Consider the following 19721-nt stretch of genomic DNA (forward strand, 5'->3'; position numbering starts at 1 on the left):
TAGTTCAATGAAAATTCGTTATATTGATTTAATAGATCAATCTTTTGATTTTCCTACAGAGGAATTTTCTATTAAAAATAATCTACTAGAATTTCATGGTATACCATTAATGAATCTTATACAAAGATACGGAACACCATTAAGATTTACATATCTACCAAAAATATCTCAAAATATAAAAAAAGCAAAAAATTGGTTTAAAAAAGCAATTAATTATAATAGATATAATAATAAATATACTTATTGTTATTGCACAAAAAGCTCTCATTTCTCGTTTATCTTAGAAGAAGTAATAAAAAATAATATTAGTATAGAAACTTCATACGCTTATGATATAGAAATTGTAAAAAATCTTTATAAAAATAATAAAATAGACAAAAAAATTGAAGTTATATGCAACGGATTTAAAACTAAAAATTATATAAATAACATATCAGAACTTATAAATAATGGATTTTATAATACTATTCCTGTTCTTGATAATTATGAAGAATTAGAAAAACTAAGTTCAATTATTAATAATCCATTTAAATTAGGAATTAGAATTGCTTCTGAAGAAGAACCTAAATTTGAATTTTATACTTCTAGATTAGGAATTGGATATAAAAACATTATTATATTTTATTTAAACAAAATAAAAAATAATCCAAAAGTAAATTTAAAAATGCTACATTTTTTTATTAATACAGGAATAAAAGATAGCGCTTACTATTGGAATGAATTATTTAAATGCCTACAGATTTATGCTGAATTAAAAAAAATATCTCCAGGATTAAATATTTTAAATATAGGAGGAGGATTCCCTATAAAAACATCTATGTCTTTTAAATATGATTATGAATATATGATAAACGAAATTATATATCAAATAAAAAAATTTTGTCAGAAAGAAAGAGTTCAAGAACCTCATATATATACAGAATTTGGTACATATACAGTAGGAGAAAGTGGTGGTATTTTATATAAAATATTAAGTCAAAAACGTCAAAATGATAAAGAAAAGTGGAATATGATTGATAGTTCTTTTATGACTACACTTCCTGATACTTGGGCTATAAGTAGTAGATTTATAATGATGGCTATTAATCGTTGGAATGATTTTTATGAAAGAGTTTTTTTAGGAGGATTAACTTGCGACAGTGATGATTATTATAATTCTGAACAACATATAAATGCAATATATCTTCCTTGTTATAGGAACAATATTCCATTATACATAGGATTTTTTAATATTGGAGCTTATCAAGATACAATTAGTGGATATGGCGGCGTTCATCATTGTTTAATGCCTCAACCTATTCATATATTAATAGATAAGGATAATAAAAATAAAAGAAAATTAAAATACAGAATATTTAGGAAATTTCAGAATTATAAAGAAATATTGAAAATATTAGGATATAAAAAATAATGTTAAATACTTTTTCTAACATATCTAAAGAATACTCTACTTTAGAAAATTCTAATATAGTAATTATTCCAGTTCCATATGATTATACACAAACATGGAGAAAAGGATCAAAATATGGACCAAAAGCATTTTTATCTGCATCAAATCATATAGAATTATATGATATTGAAACAAATTTTGAAGTATATAGAAAAGGAATATTTACTGCTCCATTTATTGATATAAAATCAAATTATCCAATAAAAATGGTTAATAAAGTATATGATACTACAAAAAAATTTATTATGAAAAATAAATTTGTTACTCTTATTGGAGGAGATCATTCTATATCCATAGGTAGTATACGTGCATTTGGAGAGAAATATTCTAATATTAGCATTCTTCATATGGATGCTCATACAGATTTAAGGCCAATATATCAAGGATCTAAATATAATCATGCATGTTCAATGTATGAAGCTTCTCAAAAATATATATTGGTTCAAGTAGGAATACGAAGTATGGATATAACAGAAAAAAAATATATTCAAAAAAATAATATATTCTATATGCATGATATACATTCAGATAAATATTGGATAAATAAAGTTATTGAAAGATTATCTAATTATGTATTTATTAGTATAGATATAGATGTTTTTGATCCTAGTATAGCTCCTGCAACTGGAACTCCTGAACCAGGAGGATTAGATTGGTATACAAGTTTAAAACTATTAAAAAAAGTTTTAAAAAAAAAAAATGTAATAGGATTTGACATTGTAGAATTATTACCTTTTAAAAAAGATTTTTCTACAGATTTTTTAACAGTTAAACTTTTTTATAAATTATTATCATATAAGTATTGTATAAATTTATGAATAAAAAAAATATTATTATAGCTGTAGATGGATTATCATCTTCTGGAAAAAGTACTATATCAAAAATAATTGCTAAAAAATTTAATTTTAAATATATAGATACTGGATCTATTTATAGATGTATTACTTTGTTAGCTATTAACAAAAATGTTTTCAATAGTAATTTGTGGAATATAAAAAATTTTATTCCTTTTGTAAAAAATATAAATATAAAAATTTGTTGGAATTATAAAATATTTGATAATGATATTTTTTTAAATGAAAAAAATGTACGTAATAAAATTAGATCAATAAATGTTACAGAAAAAGTAGCTTTTATAGCTAGAATTCCAGAAATACGAAATATTGTTACAAAAATTATAAAAAAAAATATTATAAATAAGAATAAAGGATTTGTAATTGATGGTAGAGATATTGGAAATTATATGTTTCCTGATTCAAATTTAAAATTTTTTATAAAAAGTCCTATAGATATTAGATCCTATAGAAAATATAAATATTTTTTAAAAAAAGGGTTTGAATCAATATCTTATGAAAAAATAAAAAAAAATATTATAATTAGAGATGAAATAGATATTTGTAGAAAATATTTTCCTCTAATAAAATCTGCAGATCATATAGAAATAAATAATTGCCTATCAATAGGAGATCAAACAAATTTAATGTTTAAAATAATTAATAAAGAAATTTATGAAACTTTTAAAAAAAAAATTAGCTGTAGTTACAGGAGGAACTGGGGGAATAGGTAAATCTATAATAAAAACATTAGTAAAACATGGAGCTAAAGTTATATTTACTTTTTTGTCTTCAGAAAAGATATCAAAAGAATTAGAATTAGAATTTAGTGGATCAGCAATAGGATATAAGGTAGATTTATCAAATTTAAATTCTTCAAAAGATTTCATTAGAGATGTTTGTAAAAAAAATGGAAATATAGATATATTAGTAAATAATGCTGGTATTATAAGAGATTCTATTTTAATAAGAATGTCGGAAGATAAATGGATTGATGTAATTAAAACAAATCTTTACTCTGTATTTAATATTACTAAATATACAATTTATTATTCCATGATAAAACAAAAAAAAGGAAATATTATTAATATGAGTTCAATTGTTGGAATAACAGGGAATTATGGACAATCTAATTATGCAGCCTCCAAAGCTGGAATTATAGGATTTACTAAATCTGTAGCAAAAGAGTTTGGAAAAATAAATATACGTTGTAATGCTATTGCTCCAGGTTATATATTGACAAATATGAATAATCATTTTAATAATTATATAAAAAAAAAATGGATAGAAAATATTCCGTTAAATAGACCAGGATATGTTCAAGAAGTTGCAAATTGTGTTTTATTTCTTGCATCAGATTTATCTAGTTATGTAACTGGATCAGTATTAAATGTAAGTGGTGGATTAGTATAATATAAAAATTTATTAATTATTTATGTTTTATTCTAATAAAAAAGTTGTACAAATATTAGGAGAAATATTAAAAGCAAATTATATATTTAATATAGTTATATCACCAGGATCTAGAAATGCTCCTATTATTATACATTTCACGCAAGATAAAACATTTAAAACTTATAGTATTATAGATGAACGTTGTGCTGCTTTTTTTGCATTAGGTATTGCTCAAAAATCTAGAAAACCTGTCGTAATTAATTGCACATCTGGATCATCTGTTGTAAATTATTATCCAGCTATAACTGAAGCTTTTTATCAAAAGATACCTATTATAATTATTACAGCAGATCGTCCTAAAGAAATTATAGATATTTTTGAAGGACAATCTATTTATCAAGAAAATATTTTTAATAATCATGTAGAAAAATTTGTTCAACTTACTGAAGATGAATCAAAAAATGGATTATGGTATAATAATAAGTTAATTAATGAATCTATTAATAGTTGTATTATAACAAAAAGACCTATACATATTAACATTCCTTTTTCTGAACCTCTTTATGAAAGAACTAATAAACTAAAAATAAAACCTACTATTATAAAAACTTTTTTTACAAAAAAAAAAATTGATAATCTTTATAAAGAAATAATTATATGGAACAAATGTAAAAAAAAAATGATTTTATTAGGATTAAATAATTATGATGATATAATTAATCTTAATAAAATTATAAAAAAAATAAGTTTAGATTCATCTACTATTGTTTTTGCAGAAACAACATCTCATCTATATGATAATATGTTTATTTCAAATATAGATTATGTATTATTTGGAATGAATATTGAAAAATGGAAAAAATTAAAACCTCAAATTTTATTGACATTTGGTATAAACATTATATCAAAAAAAATAAAATTATATTTAAGAAAATATCCGCCAAAGTATCATTGGCATATTGGTGAATGTTTTTGCAAAAATTATCCAGATACATATTATAATTTAACAAGTTATTTTCCTATTGATCCTAAATCATTTTTTCATATTATTACAAATAGTAAATATTGTGTTTTATCCAATTATAGAAATAATTGGAAAACTATTTTAAATAAAAAAATAATAAAGCAAAAATCTTTTCTTAAAAAAGAAAAAAGATTTTCTGATTTAAATTCACTATTTCTTATTTTTTCTATGGTTCCTAAAGGATCCATTTTACAATTAGGAAATAGTATGATAATAAGATATTATCAATTTTTTAATAATAAAAAAAATAAAATAAAATCATATTGTAATCGTGGAACTTCAGGAATAGAAGGGTGTGTTTCAACAGCTATAGGATATTCTATAAATAGTGATAAAATTGTTACGTTAATTATTGGAGATATAAGTTTTTTTTATGACAGTAATGCTTTATTTAATAATTATACTCCAAATAATTTTAGAATTATATTAATTAATAATGGAAAAGGAAATATTTTTAAAATTATATCGGAAAATAAAATTCCTAAAAAAACATTAAATTTTTTAGAAACAAAGCACAATCATTCAGCTAAAAAATTATGTGAAATGCATAATTGGAATTACAAAAAAGTAGATAATTATAATAAATTAAAAAAAATTTTATTTTTTTTCTGGAAAAAATTTAATAATCCATTTTTATTAGAAGTAGATACAAGAAAATGTAATAATGAAAAAATATTTAAAGAATTTTTACTTTATTCTTAATACAAATAAAATAATATATCATAAAAAACCTTTATTCTAGCAAAAATTTCTCTTAAATATATTCTACTAGAAATAGATATATTTTTAGCATTAAATCCTATAACATCTAATCCTAAACAATTTCCAATAAAAATAGCTCTTTCGTTATGAAATTTTTGAGATATAATTGTAAATTTTTTTTTATTAAAAATTTTATGTACTCTTTCAATAGAAGAAATAGTATCAATTCCATATAAATCTTCATATATCATATGAGGAGGAATTCCCATTTTAGTTAATTCTTTTTTCATCATTTTTGGTTCATTATAATTTTTTTCTCTGTTATCTCCACTTACAATAATATATTCTATTTTTTTTTTTATAAAAAGATAATATACAGCATCCATTCTATATTTAAAAAAATAATTTAATTTACCTCCAGGTAAATACTTAGAAGTACCTAATACTACACAAAAATTATTAAATGGAATTTTTTCAATGGAATTATAATTTTTATTAAAAGACCATAAGCTTATACTTATATAAGTAAATATAGTTAGTTTGATAAAAAAAATTATAAAAAAAACATATAATTTACTTTTTTCATAAAAAATTTTTATATATCATTATCTTCTATAATCCATTCTCCTTTATTTAAAAATAAATCTGATTGTTTAAATTTAATATTCTTTTTTTCTCCAGTAATCAAATGACGAATATTAATTCTATTATTTCTTCCAAATTTTTTTTTAGTGATACATGAAATCTTATTTATTAATAAATTAGATTTAAATAAAAAAGATATAATTTTTTTATTTATTTCGTATATTCTTTCTTGAAATAAATTGAAAGCATTTTGTTTGTATACTATAAGAGGATCTTTTTGTTCAAAAACTGCATTTTGAACTGAAAATCGTAAATTCTCCATCTCTTTTAAATGTTCTTTCCATTTATCGTCTAAAAAATATAGTATAGTTTTCTTTTCTAAAATAGAAAATATAGATAATCCATTAGTTTTATTAAAAATTTTTAAATCAGATGTACAAGTAATATTTTTAAATCCATCAGTAAAAATAACTTGTATTTTATATAATTCTATATTAATATTATGTATAAATGGTTTAATATAATGATCAAGTATGTTTATTTTTCTTTTTTTATAATAATTAATTAACAATTGATGAATTTTATCAACATAATCATTTTCTTTACATTCATAAAAATTATTTTTTTTTATTACATATTTTATTCCAAAAATATGGTATAATTCTATTTCCAAATTTTGTAAATTATCCATTGACCTATTAATTGGAATCATAATATCTAATAAATTATATATCATATTAGATATATCTATATGTAATTCATTTCCAAATAATGCATTTTTTCTTTTATTATAAATAAATTCTCTTTGTTTGTTAATTACATCATCATAATCTAATAAACGTTTTCTAATTCCAAAATTATTATCTTCTATTTTTTTTTGTGCTTTTTCAATAGATCTTGTTAATAATGGATGTTGAATAATATCACCTTCTTTATGCCCAAATTTATCCATTAACTTTGAAAGTTTTTCTGAATCAAAAAACAATCTAATCAAATCATCTTCTAATGAAATATAAAATTGAGTACTACCAGGATCACCTTGTCTACCAGATCTTCCTCTCAATTGGTTATCAACTCTTCTAGAATCATGTCTTTCTGTTCCTATTACAGCTAATCCTCCATTATCAATTACTTCTTTTGATAATTTTATATCTGTTCCTCTTCCAGCCATATTTGTAGCTATTGTTACAGATCCTGATAACCCTGCTTTTGATATAATATCAGCCTCTTTATCATGTAGTTTTGCATTTAAAACACTATGTTTTATTTTTCTAAATTTTAATGTTCTACTTAATAATTCTGAAACTTCAACAGAAGTAGTTCCAACAAGAACAGGACGTTTTTCTTTTTTGGATAAATTAATTATTTTATTAATTATAGAATTATATTTTTCTCTTTTTGTTTTAAATACTAAATCTTGTAAATCTATTCTACGTACTGGTTTATGAGTAGGAACAACTACTACATCTAGTTTATAAATATGCCAGAATTCACTAGATTCTGTTTCAGCAGTTCCTGTCATTCCAGATATTTTTTTATACATTCTAAAATAATTTTGTAAAGTTATAGTTGCAAAAGTTTGGCTAGAATGTTCTATATTAACATTTTCTTTTGCTTCTATAGCTTGATGTAATCCATCTGAATATCTTCTTCCTTCCATTATTCTACCTGTTTGTTCATCTACTATTTTAACTTTTTTATTTAAAATAACATAATCAACATCTTTTTCAAATAAAGTATATGCTTTAAGTAATTGATGAATTACATGAATTCTTTGTGATTTAACTAAAAAATTTTTAAGAATAATATCTTTTTCTCTTATTTCCTCTTCTTTAGATAATTTTTTTTTTTCTATTTCATAAAGTTCTGTATTAATATCTGGTAAAACGAAAAATTTTTCATTATTCATATTTCTTGATAAAAATTCAATTCCTTTATCAGTTAATTCTACAGTATTATTTTTTTCATCTATTACAAAATAAAGAGTATTATCAACTTTATACATATCTTTTCCATGATCTTGTATATATTGATTTTCAATTTTTTGTAAAAGTGATCGTATATTTTTTTTACTTAAAAACTTTATTAAAGATTTTTTCTTAGGAAGACCACGATATGCTTGAAATAATTTAAATCCACCTAATTTATTATCTCCATTATTAATTAATATTTTAGATTCTTGTAAAATACTATTAATTATCAAATTTTGTTTATTTACTAGTGTTTCTACTTTATATTTAAAAATTTCAAATTCTTTTTTATTATCTTTATTGGGATCAATTGGTCCAGATATTATTAAAGGAGTACGTGCTTCATCTATTAATACAGAATCTATTTCATCTATAATCGCATAATTTAAATTTCTTTGTACTAAATCTTCTTTATTTCCAACCATATTATCACGAAGATAATCAAATCCAAATTCATTATTAGTACCATAAGTTATATCAGCATTATATGCTTTTTTTCTCATGTTAATATCAATAGAAGGATAATAATCAAGACAATCTACTCTTAATCCATGAAATTCCATTAAAGGCGCCATCCATTCTGTATCTCTTTTAGATAAATAATTATTAACAGTTACTATATGTACTCCTTTTCCAGATAAAGCATTTAAATAAGCAGATAAAGTTGCCACAAATGTTTTTCCTTCTCCTGTTGCCATTTCAGCTATTTTTCCATTATGTAATATAACTCCACCTATTAATTGAACATCATAATGAACCATATCCCAAACTATAGGATTACCATATACATTCCATATATTATGCCATATAGTATTTCCATTTATTAAACAAACATATGGTTTAATTTTTGATAATTCTTTGTCAAAAGATGTAGATTTTACTACAATTCTTTTTTTTTCTTTAAAACGTTTAGCTGTTTCTTGAATAATAGCAAAAGATTCAGGTAAAATTTTTAGTAAAATTTTTTGTTCTGTTTCATACGATTTATTTTCTATTTCTTTTATTTTAAGAAAAATTTTTTCTATTTCATGAATAGAATTATTTTTTTTTAATTTTTCTAATAATTTTTGTTTTTGTATAAAAAATTCTTTATATGATTCTTGAACAATATTTTTTAAATAAATAGTTTTATTTCTTAATTCATTATCTGATAATAAACTGATTTCTTTTTTTTTATCTTTAATTTTATCTAAAGTTATACCAATTTCTTTCAGATCTTTTTCATTTTTATTTAAAAAAAATTTATTTAATATTTTTTTAATAAAATTCATTGATTAATAAATATGAGAATTATTCAAAGTTCATACTCATCTCTATTCCAATAAAAATCTTCATCATCACGAGGATAGTCTGCCCAAATATCTTCTATAGATTCAAAAATTTCTCCATCACCATTTTCCAATTGTTGTAAATTTTCTACTACTTCTAGAGGAGCGCCAGTTCTAACAGCAAAATCAATTAACTCTTCTTTTGTTGCTGGCCATGGAGCATCCTCTAAATGAGATGCTAATTCTAGAGTCCAATACATAACAATCATTAATGTTAAAAACAAATAAATAAAAAGTAATATATATATTTATGTTTTTGATTTTCAAAAAAATCAATTCAAATAATCAAACATTTTTATTATTTTATTAAGTAAAATAATAAAGATAAAAATAGTGCATTTAAATTACAAATAATTTATATGAAAAAATTTCCAAAAATTATTTTCATGGGATCTAATAAATTTTCTTTATCTACATTAAAAGAATTATATAATAAAAAGTATAATATTATTGGAATAATTACAATTCCAGATCATAAAAAAAATTTTTCTCCTGTAAAAAAATATGCTTTAGAAAAAAAAATTCCATTTTTACAACCAAAAAATCTTTCAGATAACAAATTTTTAGAGAAAATAAAAATATGGAATGCAGACATACAAATTGTTGTTTCATTTCGAATTTTACCAAAAGTAGTTTGGATTTATCCTAAATTAGGAACAATAAATTTGCATCCATCTTTATTACCTCAATATAAAGGAGCTGCTCCAATTAATTGGGTTATTATAAATGGAGAAAAAAAAACTGGAATAACTGTATTTTTTATAGAAGAAAAAATAGATTCTGGTAAAATAATATTACAACAAGAAATAAATATAAAAGAAAATGAAACTGCAGGACAGTTACAAAATAGATTAGAATATATTAGTAAATATATAATTGTTAATAGTTTAAATAAAATATTGAATAATGATAATATTTATTGTAAAAAAAATATTTACTCATATCCATTAAAATATGCTCCTAAAATTTTTAAAAAAAATTGTAGAATTAAATGGAATAAATCAGTAAATTCTATATATAACAAAATAAGAGGGCTTAGTCCTATTCCTACTGCATGGACATTTCTATTTATTAATTCGAAACCTTTTAGATTTAAGATTTTTCTTGCAAAAAAGAAAATAAAAAATCATATTTTTCCTATAGGGAAGGTTATTATAGATATTGATAATATTTTAATATCAGTTAAAGAAGGTTTTATTTATATTATAGAATGTCAAATAGAAGGGAAAAAAAAAATGAATGTAAAAAATTTTATCAATGGAATAAAAAAAAGAAAAAATATATTTGTTGAATGAAAATAAATAAGTAGTATAAGTTATTTGTTATATTGTATATATATTTTTAAAAAAAAATAAAACATGAATAAAACAGAATTAGTTAATTCTATTGCAGAAAAAACAGGAATAACAAAAATAAAAGCAAAAAGTTTTACAGATGCATTTATTAAAACAGTAATTGAATGTTTAAAAAAAGGAGATAAGGTTACTCTTGTCGGATTTGGAACATTTACTGTAGTAAAAAGAAATCCAAGAAACGGTGTTAATCCTAGAACAGGAAAAAAAATATATATTCCGGGAAAAAAAGTAGCAAAATTTAAAATAGGAGCTGAATTAACAAAATTATAAATATTTTAATATAAAATAATGAGATAAAATTTATTAATTAAATTTTATCTCCATTATTTTATTTATGATTATGGTGATAATATTTGTATAATCCATTCTTTGTTTTCTATTAGTTTATAGACTATTCTATCATGAAGTCTATTGGATGATCCTTGCCAAAATTCCATTTTATATGGATCTACAATATATCCTCCCCAGTAGAATGGACGAGTTAATTTTTTTTTTGTAAAATATTTATCCCATTTTTTATATTTATTTATTAAATATTTCCTAGAAGGAATAATAGAACTTTGTTTTGAAGACCAACATCCTATTTTATTTTCTCTAGGTCTTTTATCAAAATATTCATCTGATTTTTTTTTATTTATTTTATAAGTTATTCCTTTTATAATAACTTGTCTTTCTGTTTTTTCCCAAAAAAATGAAAGACAAACCTTTGGAAATTTTTTAATTGATATTCCCTTAATACTAAGGTAATTAGTATAAAATACAAATCCTTTATTTGAATATTCTTTTAGTAATACAATTCTTGTATCCGGACTTCCATCAATTCCTATTGTAGATAAAGACATAGCATTAATTTCTTGATTTAAATTTTCATTTTTATGAATCAATTTTTCTTTTTGAAACCAATTATGAAACAGTTGAAAAGGATTTTTTTGTATGCTATATTCTGATAAATTTTTTTTGTAATTTTTTCTTAAACTACTTAAATCAATATTCATTATATAAACTATTAGAAATATATATTTAAATTTAGAAAAATAAATAAAAATATATCATTATTTAAAAGCGTGGTAGCTCAGATTGGTTAGAGCGTTGGATTCATAACCCAGAGGTCGGGGGTTCAATTCCCCCTCACGCTATTTTATTTTTTTAATACAAATTTTAAATTTAAAGTTATATAAAAACAAATATTAAATTATATTAACTCATAACTCTTTATAATATAAATATGAAAATATCATACAACTGGATAAAAGAATATTTATATCCTATAAATTTTAACGAATATGAAATATCTGAAATATTAACAAACATAGGAATAACAGTAAAATATACTGAAACTATTAATAATGATATAATTTTTAATATAGATTCAATACCTAATCGAAATGATACAACAAATCATTATAGTATAGCAAAAAATTTGTATTCAAAATTAAAATTTAATGGATATAATGATATAAAAATTAAAAAATTAAAAATATTAAAAAATAATAAATTTTTTTCAAACAATATTTCTGTTTTTTTTGAAGAAAAAGAAAAATGTATAAGATATTCTGGATTATCTTTTTCTAATCTAAAAATAGATTATTCTCCTAAATGGTTAATTCAAAAACTTGAATCAATAGGTATTAAATCTATTAATAATATTACAGATATAGTAAATTTTGTAATTTATGAATTAGGAATTCCTATACATTTATTTGATTCAGATCAAATAAATGGTAAAAAAATATTTATAAAAAAGTTAAATGAAAAAATACAATTTAAATCTGAAGATAATATATTAAGATATATAGATAAAAATGATATAGTAATATCTGATGAAAAAAATGTTTTATCTATAGCTGGAATATTAAATCATATAAAAAATGGAATTGTACATAAAAAAACTAATAATATTTTTTTAGGAATTATATGTTTACCTCCTTCTTTAGTATTTTTTTTAAAAAAAAAGTATTCAATTCATACAAAAAATCAATTTTTTTTAGAAAAAGGAATTGATCCTAATCAAATTACTTATGTATTATATAGAATAATTTTTTTAATTAAAAATATTATATCTTCAGATAGTTATCATATAAAATTTTCTAATATTGTAGATTTTTATCCAAAAAAAATTAAACCTACTATAATAAAATTAAGATATAAAAGAGTATTAGAAATTATTGGAGAAAATATTTCAAATAACATAATAAAAAAATTATTATTATTACTTGATATATCTATAAAAGAAGAAAATAAAGAATACATAATTGTTTCTATTCCTACATGTAGAATAGATATAAAAAGAGAAATAGATTTAATAGAAGAGATTTTACGTATTTATGGAATAAATAATATAAAAACAAATGATTATATTAAAACACCTTTAATTCAAAAAACATTTTATAAAGAAGAATTTGAAATACAAAAAATTATTTATGAACAATTAATTGGAAATGGATTTCAAGAAATAATTTCTTATGCAATAAGAAATTATTCAAAAAAAGAATTACTTATTAATTCTTTTTTTAATATAAAAGAATTAAATATTGTTAATTCTATTAATAATAAAAATCAAATAATGAGATCAAGTTTAATATTTAGTATGATAGATTGTATAAAATATAATTATAGTCATAATAAAGTTATTATAAATAATAAACTAATTAAATTATTTGAGTTAGGAAAGATATATTATAAAAAAAAATTACAATTATTTGAAAAAACAATACTTGGAATAATTATATCGCAAAAAATAAATAATGTAAAAATGAAAATAAATAATTTTTTTTATTTAAAAAACGTTATTTTACAAATTTTTCATAGAGTTGGTATTTTTGATTATACACAATCATTTGTTAATAGACATCCTATATTAGATAATTGTTTATCTATTTCATATAATAAAAAAGAGTTGTTGTTAATTGGAATAGTAAATAATTTTTTTAATAAAAATTATAATATATTTTATTCTGAATTAAATTGGGAATATTTAATTTCTATTATTCAAAATAATTATATCACATATGATACAATATCAAAATATCCAATTTCTAGAAGAGACTTATCTTTTTTAATAGATAAAAATATTACTTTTGAAAGTATAAACAAATTTATTAACAGCAAAAAAAATAAATATTTTAAAATAGTACATATATATGATATATATGAAGGACAAAATATTTCTAGTAAAAAAAAATCTTATACCGCTAGCTTTTTTTTTGAAAACAAAAAAAAAACATTAACAAATAAAATTATTAATGATTCATTAAATGAAATAAAATTTCTATTAAAAAAAGAATTTAAAGCAGAAATAAGAGATAAAATTTAATCTATATTGGAAGATATATTTTTCAATATATTTTTCATACTAGTTATTTCTTCTATTTTTTTAGATATTTTTTTTATATGAATTCGTTCTTGTTTCATACTATCTCTATAACGTACAGTTACAGTATTTGTATTTATAGTTTCATAATCAACTGTAAAACATAATGGAGTACCTATAGCATCTTGTCTACGATATAATTTTCCTATTGAACTTTTAGAATCATATTCAACTTTATATTCAATTTTTAAATCATTGAATATTTTTTTTGCTAACTTTGAAAGTTCATTTTTGTTTACTAATGGAAATATTGCAGCTTTTACTGGTGACAAATAAAAAGGTAATTTTAAAATTATACGATCATTTCCATTTTCTAATTTTTCTTTACTAAGAGTAGAAGATAATACAGATAAAAACATTCTATCTAATCCTAAAGAAGTTTCTATTACATATGGTCTATAATTATTTTTATTTTCAACTATTCTTAATTTTTTTTTGGAAAAAACTTCATGTTGTTTTAAATCAAAATCTCTTCTAGAATGAATCCCTTCTAATTCTTTAAATCCAAAAGGAAATTTAAATTGTATATCTACACCTAAATTAGCATAATGAGCAAGATTTTGATGATTATATAATTTATATTTATCTTTTCCTAAGTTTAGTTCAAGATGCCATTTTAAACGCATTTTTTTCCAATAATTATACCATTTATTTTCTTCTTCTTTTTTAGGAGAAATAAAAAATTGCATTTCCATTTGTTCAAATTCTCTTAATCTGAATAAAAATTGTCTAGCAACAATTTCATTTCTAAATGATTTTCCTATTTGAGCAACTCCAAATGGAATATTTATTCTATTAGATTTTTTAATATTATTAAAATTACAATATATATTTTGAGCAGTTTCTGGACGAAGAAATAAATTTTCTATATACTTAATTTTAAACATCATATTAAAAAAGTGGATATTTGTCCAATTTTTACTACCATTATCTGGATCAGATATTTGTAATTGATTTATTAATTTTTTTATATCTAAAAAATCCTTTTTATTCAAAGAATAATATAATCTAGATAATATTTTATTTTTTTTTTCTAAATTTTTAGAAAAATTTTTTTTTACATAATTTTCAATCAATATATCAGGACGATATCTTTTTTTAGAATCTTTATTATCTATTAATAATTCATTAAATTTTTTCAAATGACCAGAAGCTTTCCATACATTAATATCCGTTAAAATAGATGAATCCATTCCTATTATATTTTCATGAACTTGAGTCATTGATTCCCACCAATATTTTTTAATATTATTTTTTAATTCAACTCCATATTGTCCATAATCATATACAGCATTAATTCCTCCATAAATTTCATTAGATGGAAAAATAAATCCATATCTTTTGGAATAAGAAACTAAAAAATCAAAAAAATTTTTCATAAATATATTATTTTCTTTTTAAAAGATTTAAATATTTATATAAATCCATAGCAGCCATACATCCACTTCCAGCAGAAGTAATTGCCTGTTTATAATTGGAATCCTGAACATCTCCTGCAGCAAATACACCATGGTTACTAGTTAAAGTAGATTTATTTTTTGTTAAAATAAATCCATTATTGTCTAAATCTATTTTATTTATAAATATTTTTGTATTTGGAAAATTTCCTATTGCAATAAATAATCCACTAATTAATTTAGTATAATATTTATTTTCTTTATTATTAAAAATTTCTATTCCTTTTAAAATATTATCTCCTATAATTTTTTTTATAGTAGACCTAAATAATAAATATATATTACGTTTTTTCATTATCTGATTTTGTAGTATTTCAGATCCTTTTAAATAATCTTTTCTCACTATCAAATAAACTTTATTACAAATATCAGATAGATAATTAGCTTCTTCCAAAGCTGTATCACCTCCACCTATTACTGCTACATCTTTTTTTTTATGGAAAAACCCATCACAAGTAGCACAAAAAGAAATTCCCATTCCTAATAATTCTTTTTCTTTTTCAATTCCAATTATCTTAGGACAAGATCCTGTAGCAATAATAATTCCTTTACTTAAAATTTTGTTATTATGTCCATAAAAAATTTCATGTAATCCACCTAATTTATTACATAATATAACATCAGTAACGGATTCATTTAATATTTTTACATTAAAACGTTCTGCTTGTTTTCTACAAGAATCCATAAATTCATTTCCATCAATTCCATTAGGAAATCCTAAATAATTATCAATATAATTTGTAGTTGTTAATTGCCCCCCTGGTAAATTACCTAAAAAAATAATTGGATCTAATCCATATCTAGCAGCATAAATAGATGCAGAATATCCAGCTGGACCAGATCCAATTATTATGCAATTATATATTTTATCTTTATTATTTAAATAATATTTTTTATTAAATTTCATATTACTTTATACTATAAATTTTGTTTAATAATATTAATAATACTATAAACTTCTTTATTAAAAATCATTTAATACTAAAAAAAATAAATAAAAAAGTATATATATATTGTACAATTAGAAAAAAATTTTTTCTATTTAAAAAAGAAGAAGTTGTACGACAATACATAATTTTTTTACTAAAAAAAGTAAAAAAATATAAAGAAAAAAATATTGTGGTAGAATTTTCTATATATATCAACAAATATTTATGTAAAAAAAGAATAGATATTTTAGTTAAATCAAATAATAATCCATATATATTAATTGAGTGTAAATCACTATATACTACTATAAACAAAAAAACTTTTGATCAAATTTTGATTTATAATAAATATATAAAATCTCCATTTTTAATGATAAGTAATGGATTAAAAAGTTATATTTTAAAAACAAATAAACAACAAAAAATAATTAGTTCACTAAATTTTATACCATAAAAAATAATTATTTTATTGAATTCATATAAACTATAAGATCTATTAATTTATTAGAATAACCAAATTCATTATCATACCATGATATAATTTTTATAAAATTATTATCTAACATAATACTAGAACTAGCATCAAAAATAGATATTCTTTCATCTCCTATAAAATCAGTCGAAACAACAGATTCTTCTGTATATCCTAATATACCTTTTAAATCAGAATTTGATGCGTTTTTCATAGAATTTTTAATATCTTCATAATTTGCAGAATTTTTTAAACATACAGTAAAATCTAATACAGATACATCTAAAACAGGAACTCTAAAAGCCATTCCAGTTAATTTTCCATCTAAACTAGGAATTATTTTTCCTACCGAATTAGCCGCTCCAGTTGATGAAGGAATAATATTTACCAATGAAGATCGTCCAGATCTCCAATCTCTTAATGAAGATGAATCTACTACTTTTTGAGTAGATGTACTAGCATGAATAGTAGTCATTAATCCTTTTGATATACCAAAATTATCATTTAAAACTTTTACAATTGGAGATAAACAATTTGTTGTGCAAGAAGCGTTAGATACAATATCATCACTATTTTTTATATTTTTATGATTTACTCCCATTACAAACATTGGAATGTCATTGCTTTTAGGTGGTGCTGATAATATAATTTTTTTACCTCCTGCATTTAAATGTTTTTCAGATAGTTTTTTTGTTAAAAAAAATCCCGTAGATTCTACTATATATTCTACATTCAAATCTTTCCAAGGTAAATTTTCAGGATTTTTTTCATTAGTAACTATAATTTTTTTACCATTTATAATTAAATTATTATCCTCAATAAATACATCATTTTTATTTATATTATTGTAATGAACAGAATCATGTTTTATTATATAAGTTAGATATTCTATAGATATTAGATCGTTTATACATACAACTTCTATATTTTTCTTTTTAATAGCAGATAGTAAAACCATTTTTCCTATTCTACCTATTCCATTAATTCCCATTCTTATAATAGACATATTTTTATATATATTTTAAAATTTTTATAATTAAATTAATTTTTTAATCTTTAATTTTTAAAAAAGTCATAAATGCAGATGATGGTATATTGACTTTTCCTAGTTCACGCATTTTTTTCTTTCCTTTTTTTTGTTTATTCAATAATTTTTTTTTTCTAGTTATATCTCCTCCATAACATTTTCCAATTACATCTTTTCTTAAAGATTTTATAGTTTCTCTTGCAATAATTTTTCCAGATATAGATGCTTGTATTGGTATGCTAAATTGATGTTTTGGTATTAATGCTGATAATTTTTTACAAATTTTTTTTGCTAAGATTTCTGATTTACTTTTATGAGACAACATAGATAATGATTCTATTTTTTCTCTATTTATTAATACAATAATCTTTCTTAAATCTGATTCTCTATATTCAATAAATTGATAATCAAAAGAGGCGTATCCTTTGGTAATTGTTTTTAATTTATCATAAAAATCAATAATAATTTCTGATAAAGGCATTTCAAATGATATTTGAACTTTTCCTGATGATAAATAATTTTGATCCATAATAATTCCACGTTTTTTCATGCATAAAGAGATTATGTCTCCTATATCATTATTTTGTGTAATAATAGATACAAGAACATAAGGTTCTTCTACTTTTTTAAAAGTTCCATATTCTGGAAAATTTGATGGAACATTTACAAAAAATGATTTATTTTTTGTATAAATTTTATAAGAAACATTAGGAATAGTAACAATTACAGATATTCCATATTCTCTTTCTATACGATCTTTAATTATTTCTAAATGAAGCATACCTAAAAATCCACAATGAAATCCATATCCTAAAGCTGAAGATGATTCTGGTTTAAAGTATATAGAAGCATCATTCAATTGAAGCTTTTCCATAGCAGTACGTAAATCTTCATATTCATTATATTTAATAGGATAAATACTAGCAAAAACCATATGTTTTATATCTTCAAATTTTTTAACAGGATTTTTTGCAGATCGATAAAAATCTGTTATTGTATCTCCTACTTTTACTTCAAAATTATTTTTTATTCCAGAAATTAAATATCCAACATCTCCAGCTTCTATTTTATCTTTAGATATTTTTTTTAATTTAAGACATCCTATATCATTAGCATAAAATATTTTATTTGTTGATAAAAATTTTAATTTTTGTCCTTTTTTTATACATCCGTTTTTAACTCTAAAAAAAAACTCAATACCAGTAAAAGGATTATATATAGAATCAAATACAAATGCTTGTAATGGATTATTTGAATTTCCTTTTGGAAAAGGTATTTTAATTATAATATTTTCTAATATTTTCCTAATTCCTAATCCAATTTTAGCACTAGCAGGTATGATATCTTTTTTACTACATTTTAATAAATTAATTATATCATCAATAATATTGCCATAATTATTATTATCTATTAAATCAATTTTATTTAATACTGGGATAATTACTAAATTATTTTTTAAAGCTAAAGATAGATTAGAAACTGTTTGTGCTTGTATTCCTTTTATACAATCTACAACTAATAAAGCCCCTTCACAAGAAGAAATAGATCTTTTAACTTCATAAGAAAAATCTATATGACCAGGAGTATCAATTAAATTAAGAGTATATATATGATTTTTATATTTATAATTCATTTGTACTGCATGACTTTTAATAGTTATTCCTCGTTCTTTTTCTAAATCCATATTATCTAATAATTGCATATTTTTATCTTTTATATCAACTGTATTAGTTAATTCTAAAAGACGATCTGCCAATGTACTTTTTCCATGATCTACATGTGCAATAATACAAAAATTACGTATATAACGAATCATAATATATT

The 19721-nt window shown here is 20.9% G+C and carries 17 protein-coding genes and 1 tRNA gene; 10 read left to right on the top strand and 8 right to left on the bottom strand.

Annotated features, from left to right (window positions below; all coding sequences use genetic code 11):
* The first annotated feature begins 7 nt into the window (after positions 1-7).
* Genes H0H39_RS02695 through menD form a run of 5 tightly spaced genes read left to right on the top strand, consistent with a single transcriptional unit; the run spans position 8 to position 5404 of the window.
* On the top strand, positions 8-1411 hold the full coding sequence (locus tag H0H39_RS02695) for a type III PLP-dependent enzyme domain-containing protein (protein WP_185877340.1): 1404 nt from the start codon (positions 8-10) through the stop codon (positions 1409-1411).
* Entirely contained in the window at positions 1411-2268 is an 858-nt protein-coding gene (gene speB / locus H0H39_RS02700; protein WP_185877341.1) for an agmatinase, read from the top strand. Before H0H39_RS02695 ends, speB begins: the two co-directional genes overlap by 1 nt.
* Positions 2265-3017, top strand: a complete 753-nt coding sequence (gene cmk / locus H0H39_RS02705) for a (d)CMP kinase (RefSeq protein ID WP_185877342.1) — start codon at positions 2265-2267, stop codon at positions 3015-3017. Before speB ends, cmk begins: the two co-directional genes overlap by 4 nt.
* Positions 2959-3696, top strand: coding sequence for a 3-oxoacyl-ACP reductase FabG (fabG, locus tag H0H39_RS02710; protein ID WP_185877343.1), 738 nt, complete (start codon positions 2959-2961; stop codon positions 3694-3696). Before cmk ends, fabG begins: the two co-directional genes overlap by 59 nt.
* A gap of 22 nt (positions 3697-3718) precedes the next feature.
* A complete protein-coding gene (gene menD / locus H0H39_RS02715; RefSeq protein WP_185877344.1) occupies positions 3719-5404 on the top strand; it encodes a 2-succinyl-5-enolpyruvyl-6-hydroxy-3-cyclohexene-1-carboxylic-acid synthase in 1686 nt (561 codons plus the stop codon).
* On the opposite strand, the gene H0H39_RS02720 is transcribed toward menD, so the two are convergent.
* The 3 genes from H0H39_RS02720 to H0H39_RS02730 are packed head-to-tail and all read right to left on the bottom strand — an operon-like array spanning position 5401 to position 9487.
* Positions 5401-6003, bottom strand: coding sequence for a SanA/YdcF family protein (locus H0H39_RS02720; RefSeq protein ID WP_394798446.1), 603 nt, complete (start codon positions 6001-6003; stop codon positions 5401-5403). The two genes, menD and H0H39_RS02720, sit on opposite strands and share 4 nt — an antisense overlap.
* On the bottom strand, positions 6000-9230 hold the full coding sequence (gene secA / locus H0H39_RS02725; protein WP_185877345.1) for a preprotein translocase subunit SecA: 3231 nt from the start codon (positions 9228-9230) through the stop codon (positions 6000-6002). The genes H0H39_RS02720 and secA overlap by 4 nt, the downstream gene beginning before the upstream one ends.
* 23 nt (positions 9231-9253) lie before the next feature.
* Complete coding sequence (locus H0H39_RS02730) at positions 9254-9487, bottom strand: DUF2795 domain-containing protein (protein WP_185877346.1); 234 nt, start codon at positions 9485-9487, stop codon at positions 9254-9256.
* A gap of 159 nt (positions 9488-9646) precedes the next feature.
* Between H0H39_RS02730 and fmt the strand changes: the two genes are divergently transcribed.
* Entirely contained in the window at positions 9647-10582 is a 936-nt protein-coding gene (fmt, locus tag H0H39_RS02735; protein ID WP_185877347.1) for a methionyl-tRNA formyltransferase, read from the top strand.
* 63 nt (positions 10583-10645) lie between these two features.
* Complete coding sequence (locus tag H0H39_RS02740) at positions 10646-10912, top strand: HU family DNA-binding protein (RefSeq protein ID WP_185877348.1); 267 nt, start codon at positions 10646-10648, stop codon at positions 10910-10912.
* Positions 10913-10980: 68 nt separating this feature from the next.
* On the opposite strand, the gene pdxH is transcribed toward H0H39_RS02740, so the two are convergent.
* Positions 10981-11637, bottom strand: coding sequence for a pyridoxamine 5'-phosphate oxidase (gene pdxH, locus H0H39_RS02745; RefSeq protein WP_185877349.1), 657 nt, complete (start codon positions 11635-11637; stop codon positions 10981-10983).
* A 66-nt stretch (positions 11638-11703) separates the two neighbouring features.
* Here pdxH and H0H39_RS02750 point away from each other — a divergent pair.
* Positions 11704-11778 (top strand) — tRNA-Met (locus H0H39_RS02750).
* Between the two features lie 89 nt (positions 11779-11867).
* Entirely contained in the window at positions 11868-13955 is a 2088-nt protein-coding gene (locus H0H39_RS02755) for a phenylalanine--tRNA ligase subunit beta (protein WP_185877350.1), read from the top strand.
* Here the strand turns inward: H0H39_RS02755 and H0H39_RS02760 are convergent.
* Together H0H39_RS02760 and H0H39_RS02765 are read right to left on the bottom strand one after the other, a co-directional pair.
* On the bottom strand, positions 13952-15391 hold the full coding sequence (locus H0H39_RS02760; protein WP_185877351.1) for a glycine--tRNA ligase: 1440 nt from the start codon (positions 15389-15391) through the stop codon (positions 13952-13954). The genes H0H39_RS02755 and H0H39_RS02760 overlap by 4 nt on opposite strands.
* Positions 15392-15398: 7 nt before the next feature.
* Entirely contained in the window at positions 15399-16376 is a 978-nt protein-coding gene (locus H0H39_RS02765; protein WP_185877352.1) for an NAD(P)/FAD-dependent oxidoreductase, read from the bottom strand.
* A gap of 20 nt (positions 16377-16396) precedes the next feature.
* Here H0H39_RS02765 and H0H39_RS02770 point away from each other — a divergent pair, with 20 nt between their 5' ends.
* Positions 16397-16852, top strand: a complete 456-nt coding sequence (locus H0H39_RS02770; RefSeq protein ID WP_238785644.1) for a type I restriction enzyme HsdR N-terminal domain-containing protein — start codon at positions 16397-16399, stop codon at positions 16850-16852.
* Between the two features lie 7 nt (positions 16853-16859).
* On the opposite strand, the gene gap is transcribed toward H0H39_RS02770, so the two are convergent.
* The gene (gap, locus tag H0H39_RS02775; protein WP_185877353.1) at positions 16860-17876 is read right to left on the bottom strand and encodes a type I glyceraldehyde-3-phosphate dehydrogenase; all 1017 of its coding nucleotides are present in this window, start codon (positions 17874-17876) and stop codon (positions 16860-16862) included.
* Between the two features lie 43 nt (positions 17877-17919).
* Positions 17920-19710, bottom strand: coding sequence for a translation elongation factor 4 (gene lepA / locus H0H39_RS02780; RefSeq protein ID WP_317167102.1), 1791 nt, complete (start codon positions 19708-19710; stop codon positions 17920-17922).
* Between the last annotated feature and the right edge of the window lie 11 nt (positions 19711-19721).

This window comes from Blattabacterium cuenoti, assembly GCF_014252315.1.
Lineage (GTDB): Bacteria > Bacteroidota > Bacteroidia > Flavobacteriales > Blattabacteriaceae > Blattabacterium > Blattabacterium cuenoti_AI.

Bases quoted from the DNA above. Each gene is read 5' to 3' on its own strand.
- pdxH (WP_185877349.1), bottom strand. From the start codon at position 11,637: ATGAATATTGATTTAAGTAGTTTAAGAAAAAATTACAAAAAAAATTTA.
- H0H39_RS02760 (WP_185877351.1), bottom strand. From the start codon at position 15,391: ATGAAAAATTTTTTTGATTTTTTAGTTTCTTATTCCAAAAGATATGGA.
- fabG (WP_185877343.1), top strand. From the start codon at position 2,959: ATGAAACTTTTAAAAAAAAAATTAGCTGTAGTTACAGGAGGAACTGGG.
- menD (WP_185877344.1), top strand. From the start codon at position 3,719: ATGTTTTATTCTAATAAAAAAGTTGTACAAATATTAGGAGAAATATTA.
- H0H39_RS02755 (WP_185877350.1), top strand. From the start codon at position 11,868: ATGAAAATATCATACAACTGGATAAAAGAATATTTATATCCTATAAAT.
- cmk (WP_185877342.1), top strand. From the start codon at position 2,265: ATGAATAAAAAAAATATTATTATAGCTGTAGATGGATTATCATCTTCT.
- gap (WP_185877353.1), bottom strand. From the start codon at position 17,876: ATGTCTATTATAAGAATGGGAATTAATGGAATAGGTAGAATAGGAAAA.
- H0H39_RS02730 (WP_185877346.1), bottom strand. From the start codon at position 9,487: ATGTATTGGACTCTAGAATTAGCATCTCATTTAGAGGATGCTCCATGG.
- speB (WP_185877341.1), top strand. From the start codon at position 1,411: ATGTTAAATACTTTTTCTAACATATCTAAAGAATACTCTACTTTAGAA.
- H0H39_RS02740 (WP_185877348.1), top strand. From the start codon at position 10,646: ATGAATAAAACAGAATTAGTTAATTCTATTGCAGAAAAAACAGGAATA.
- secA (WP_185877345.1), bottom strand. From the start codon at position 9,230: ATGAATTTTATTAAAAAAATATTAAATAAATTTTTTTTAAATAAAAAT.
- H0H39_RS02695 (WP_185877340.1), top strand. From the start codon at position 8: ATGAAAATTCGTTATATTGATTTAATAGATCAATCTTTTGATTTTCCT.
- fmt (WP_185877347.1), top strand. From the start codon at position 9,647: ATGAAAAAATTTCCAAAAATTATTTTCATGGGATCTAATAAATTTTCT.
- H0H39_RS02765 (WP_185877352.1), bottom strand. From the start codon at position 16,376: ATGAAATTTAATAAAAAATATTATTTAAATAATAAAGATAAAATATAT.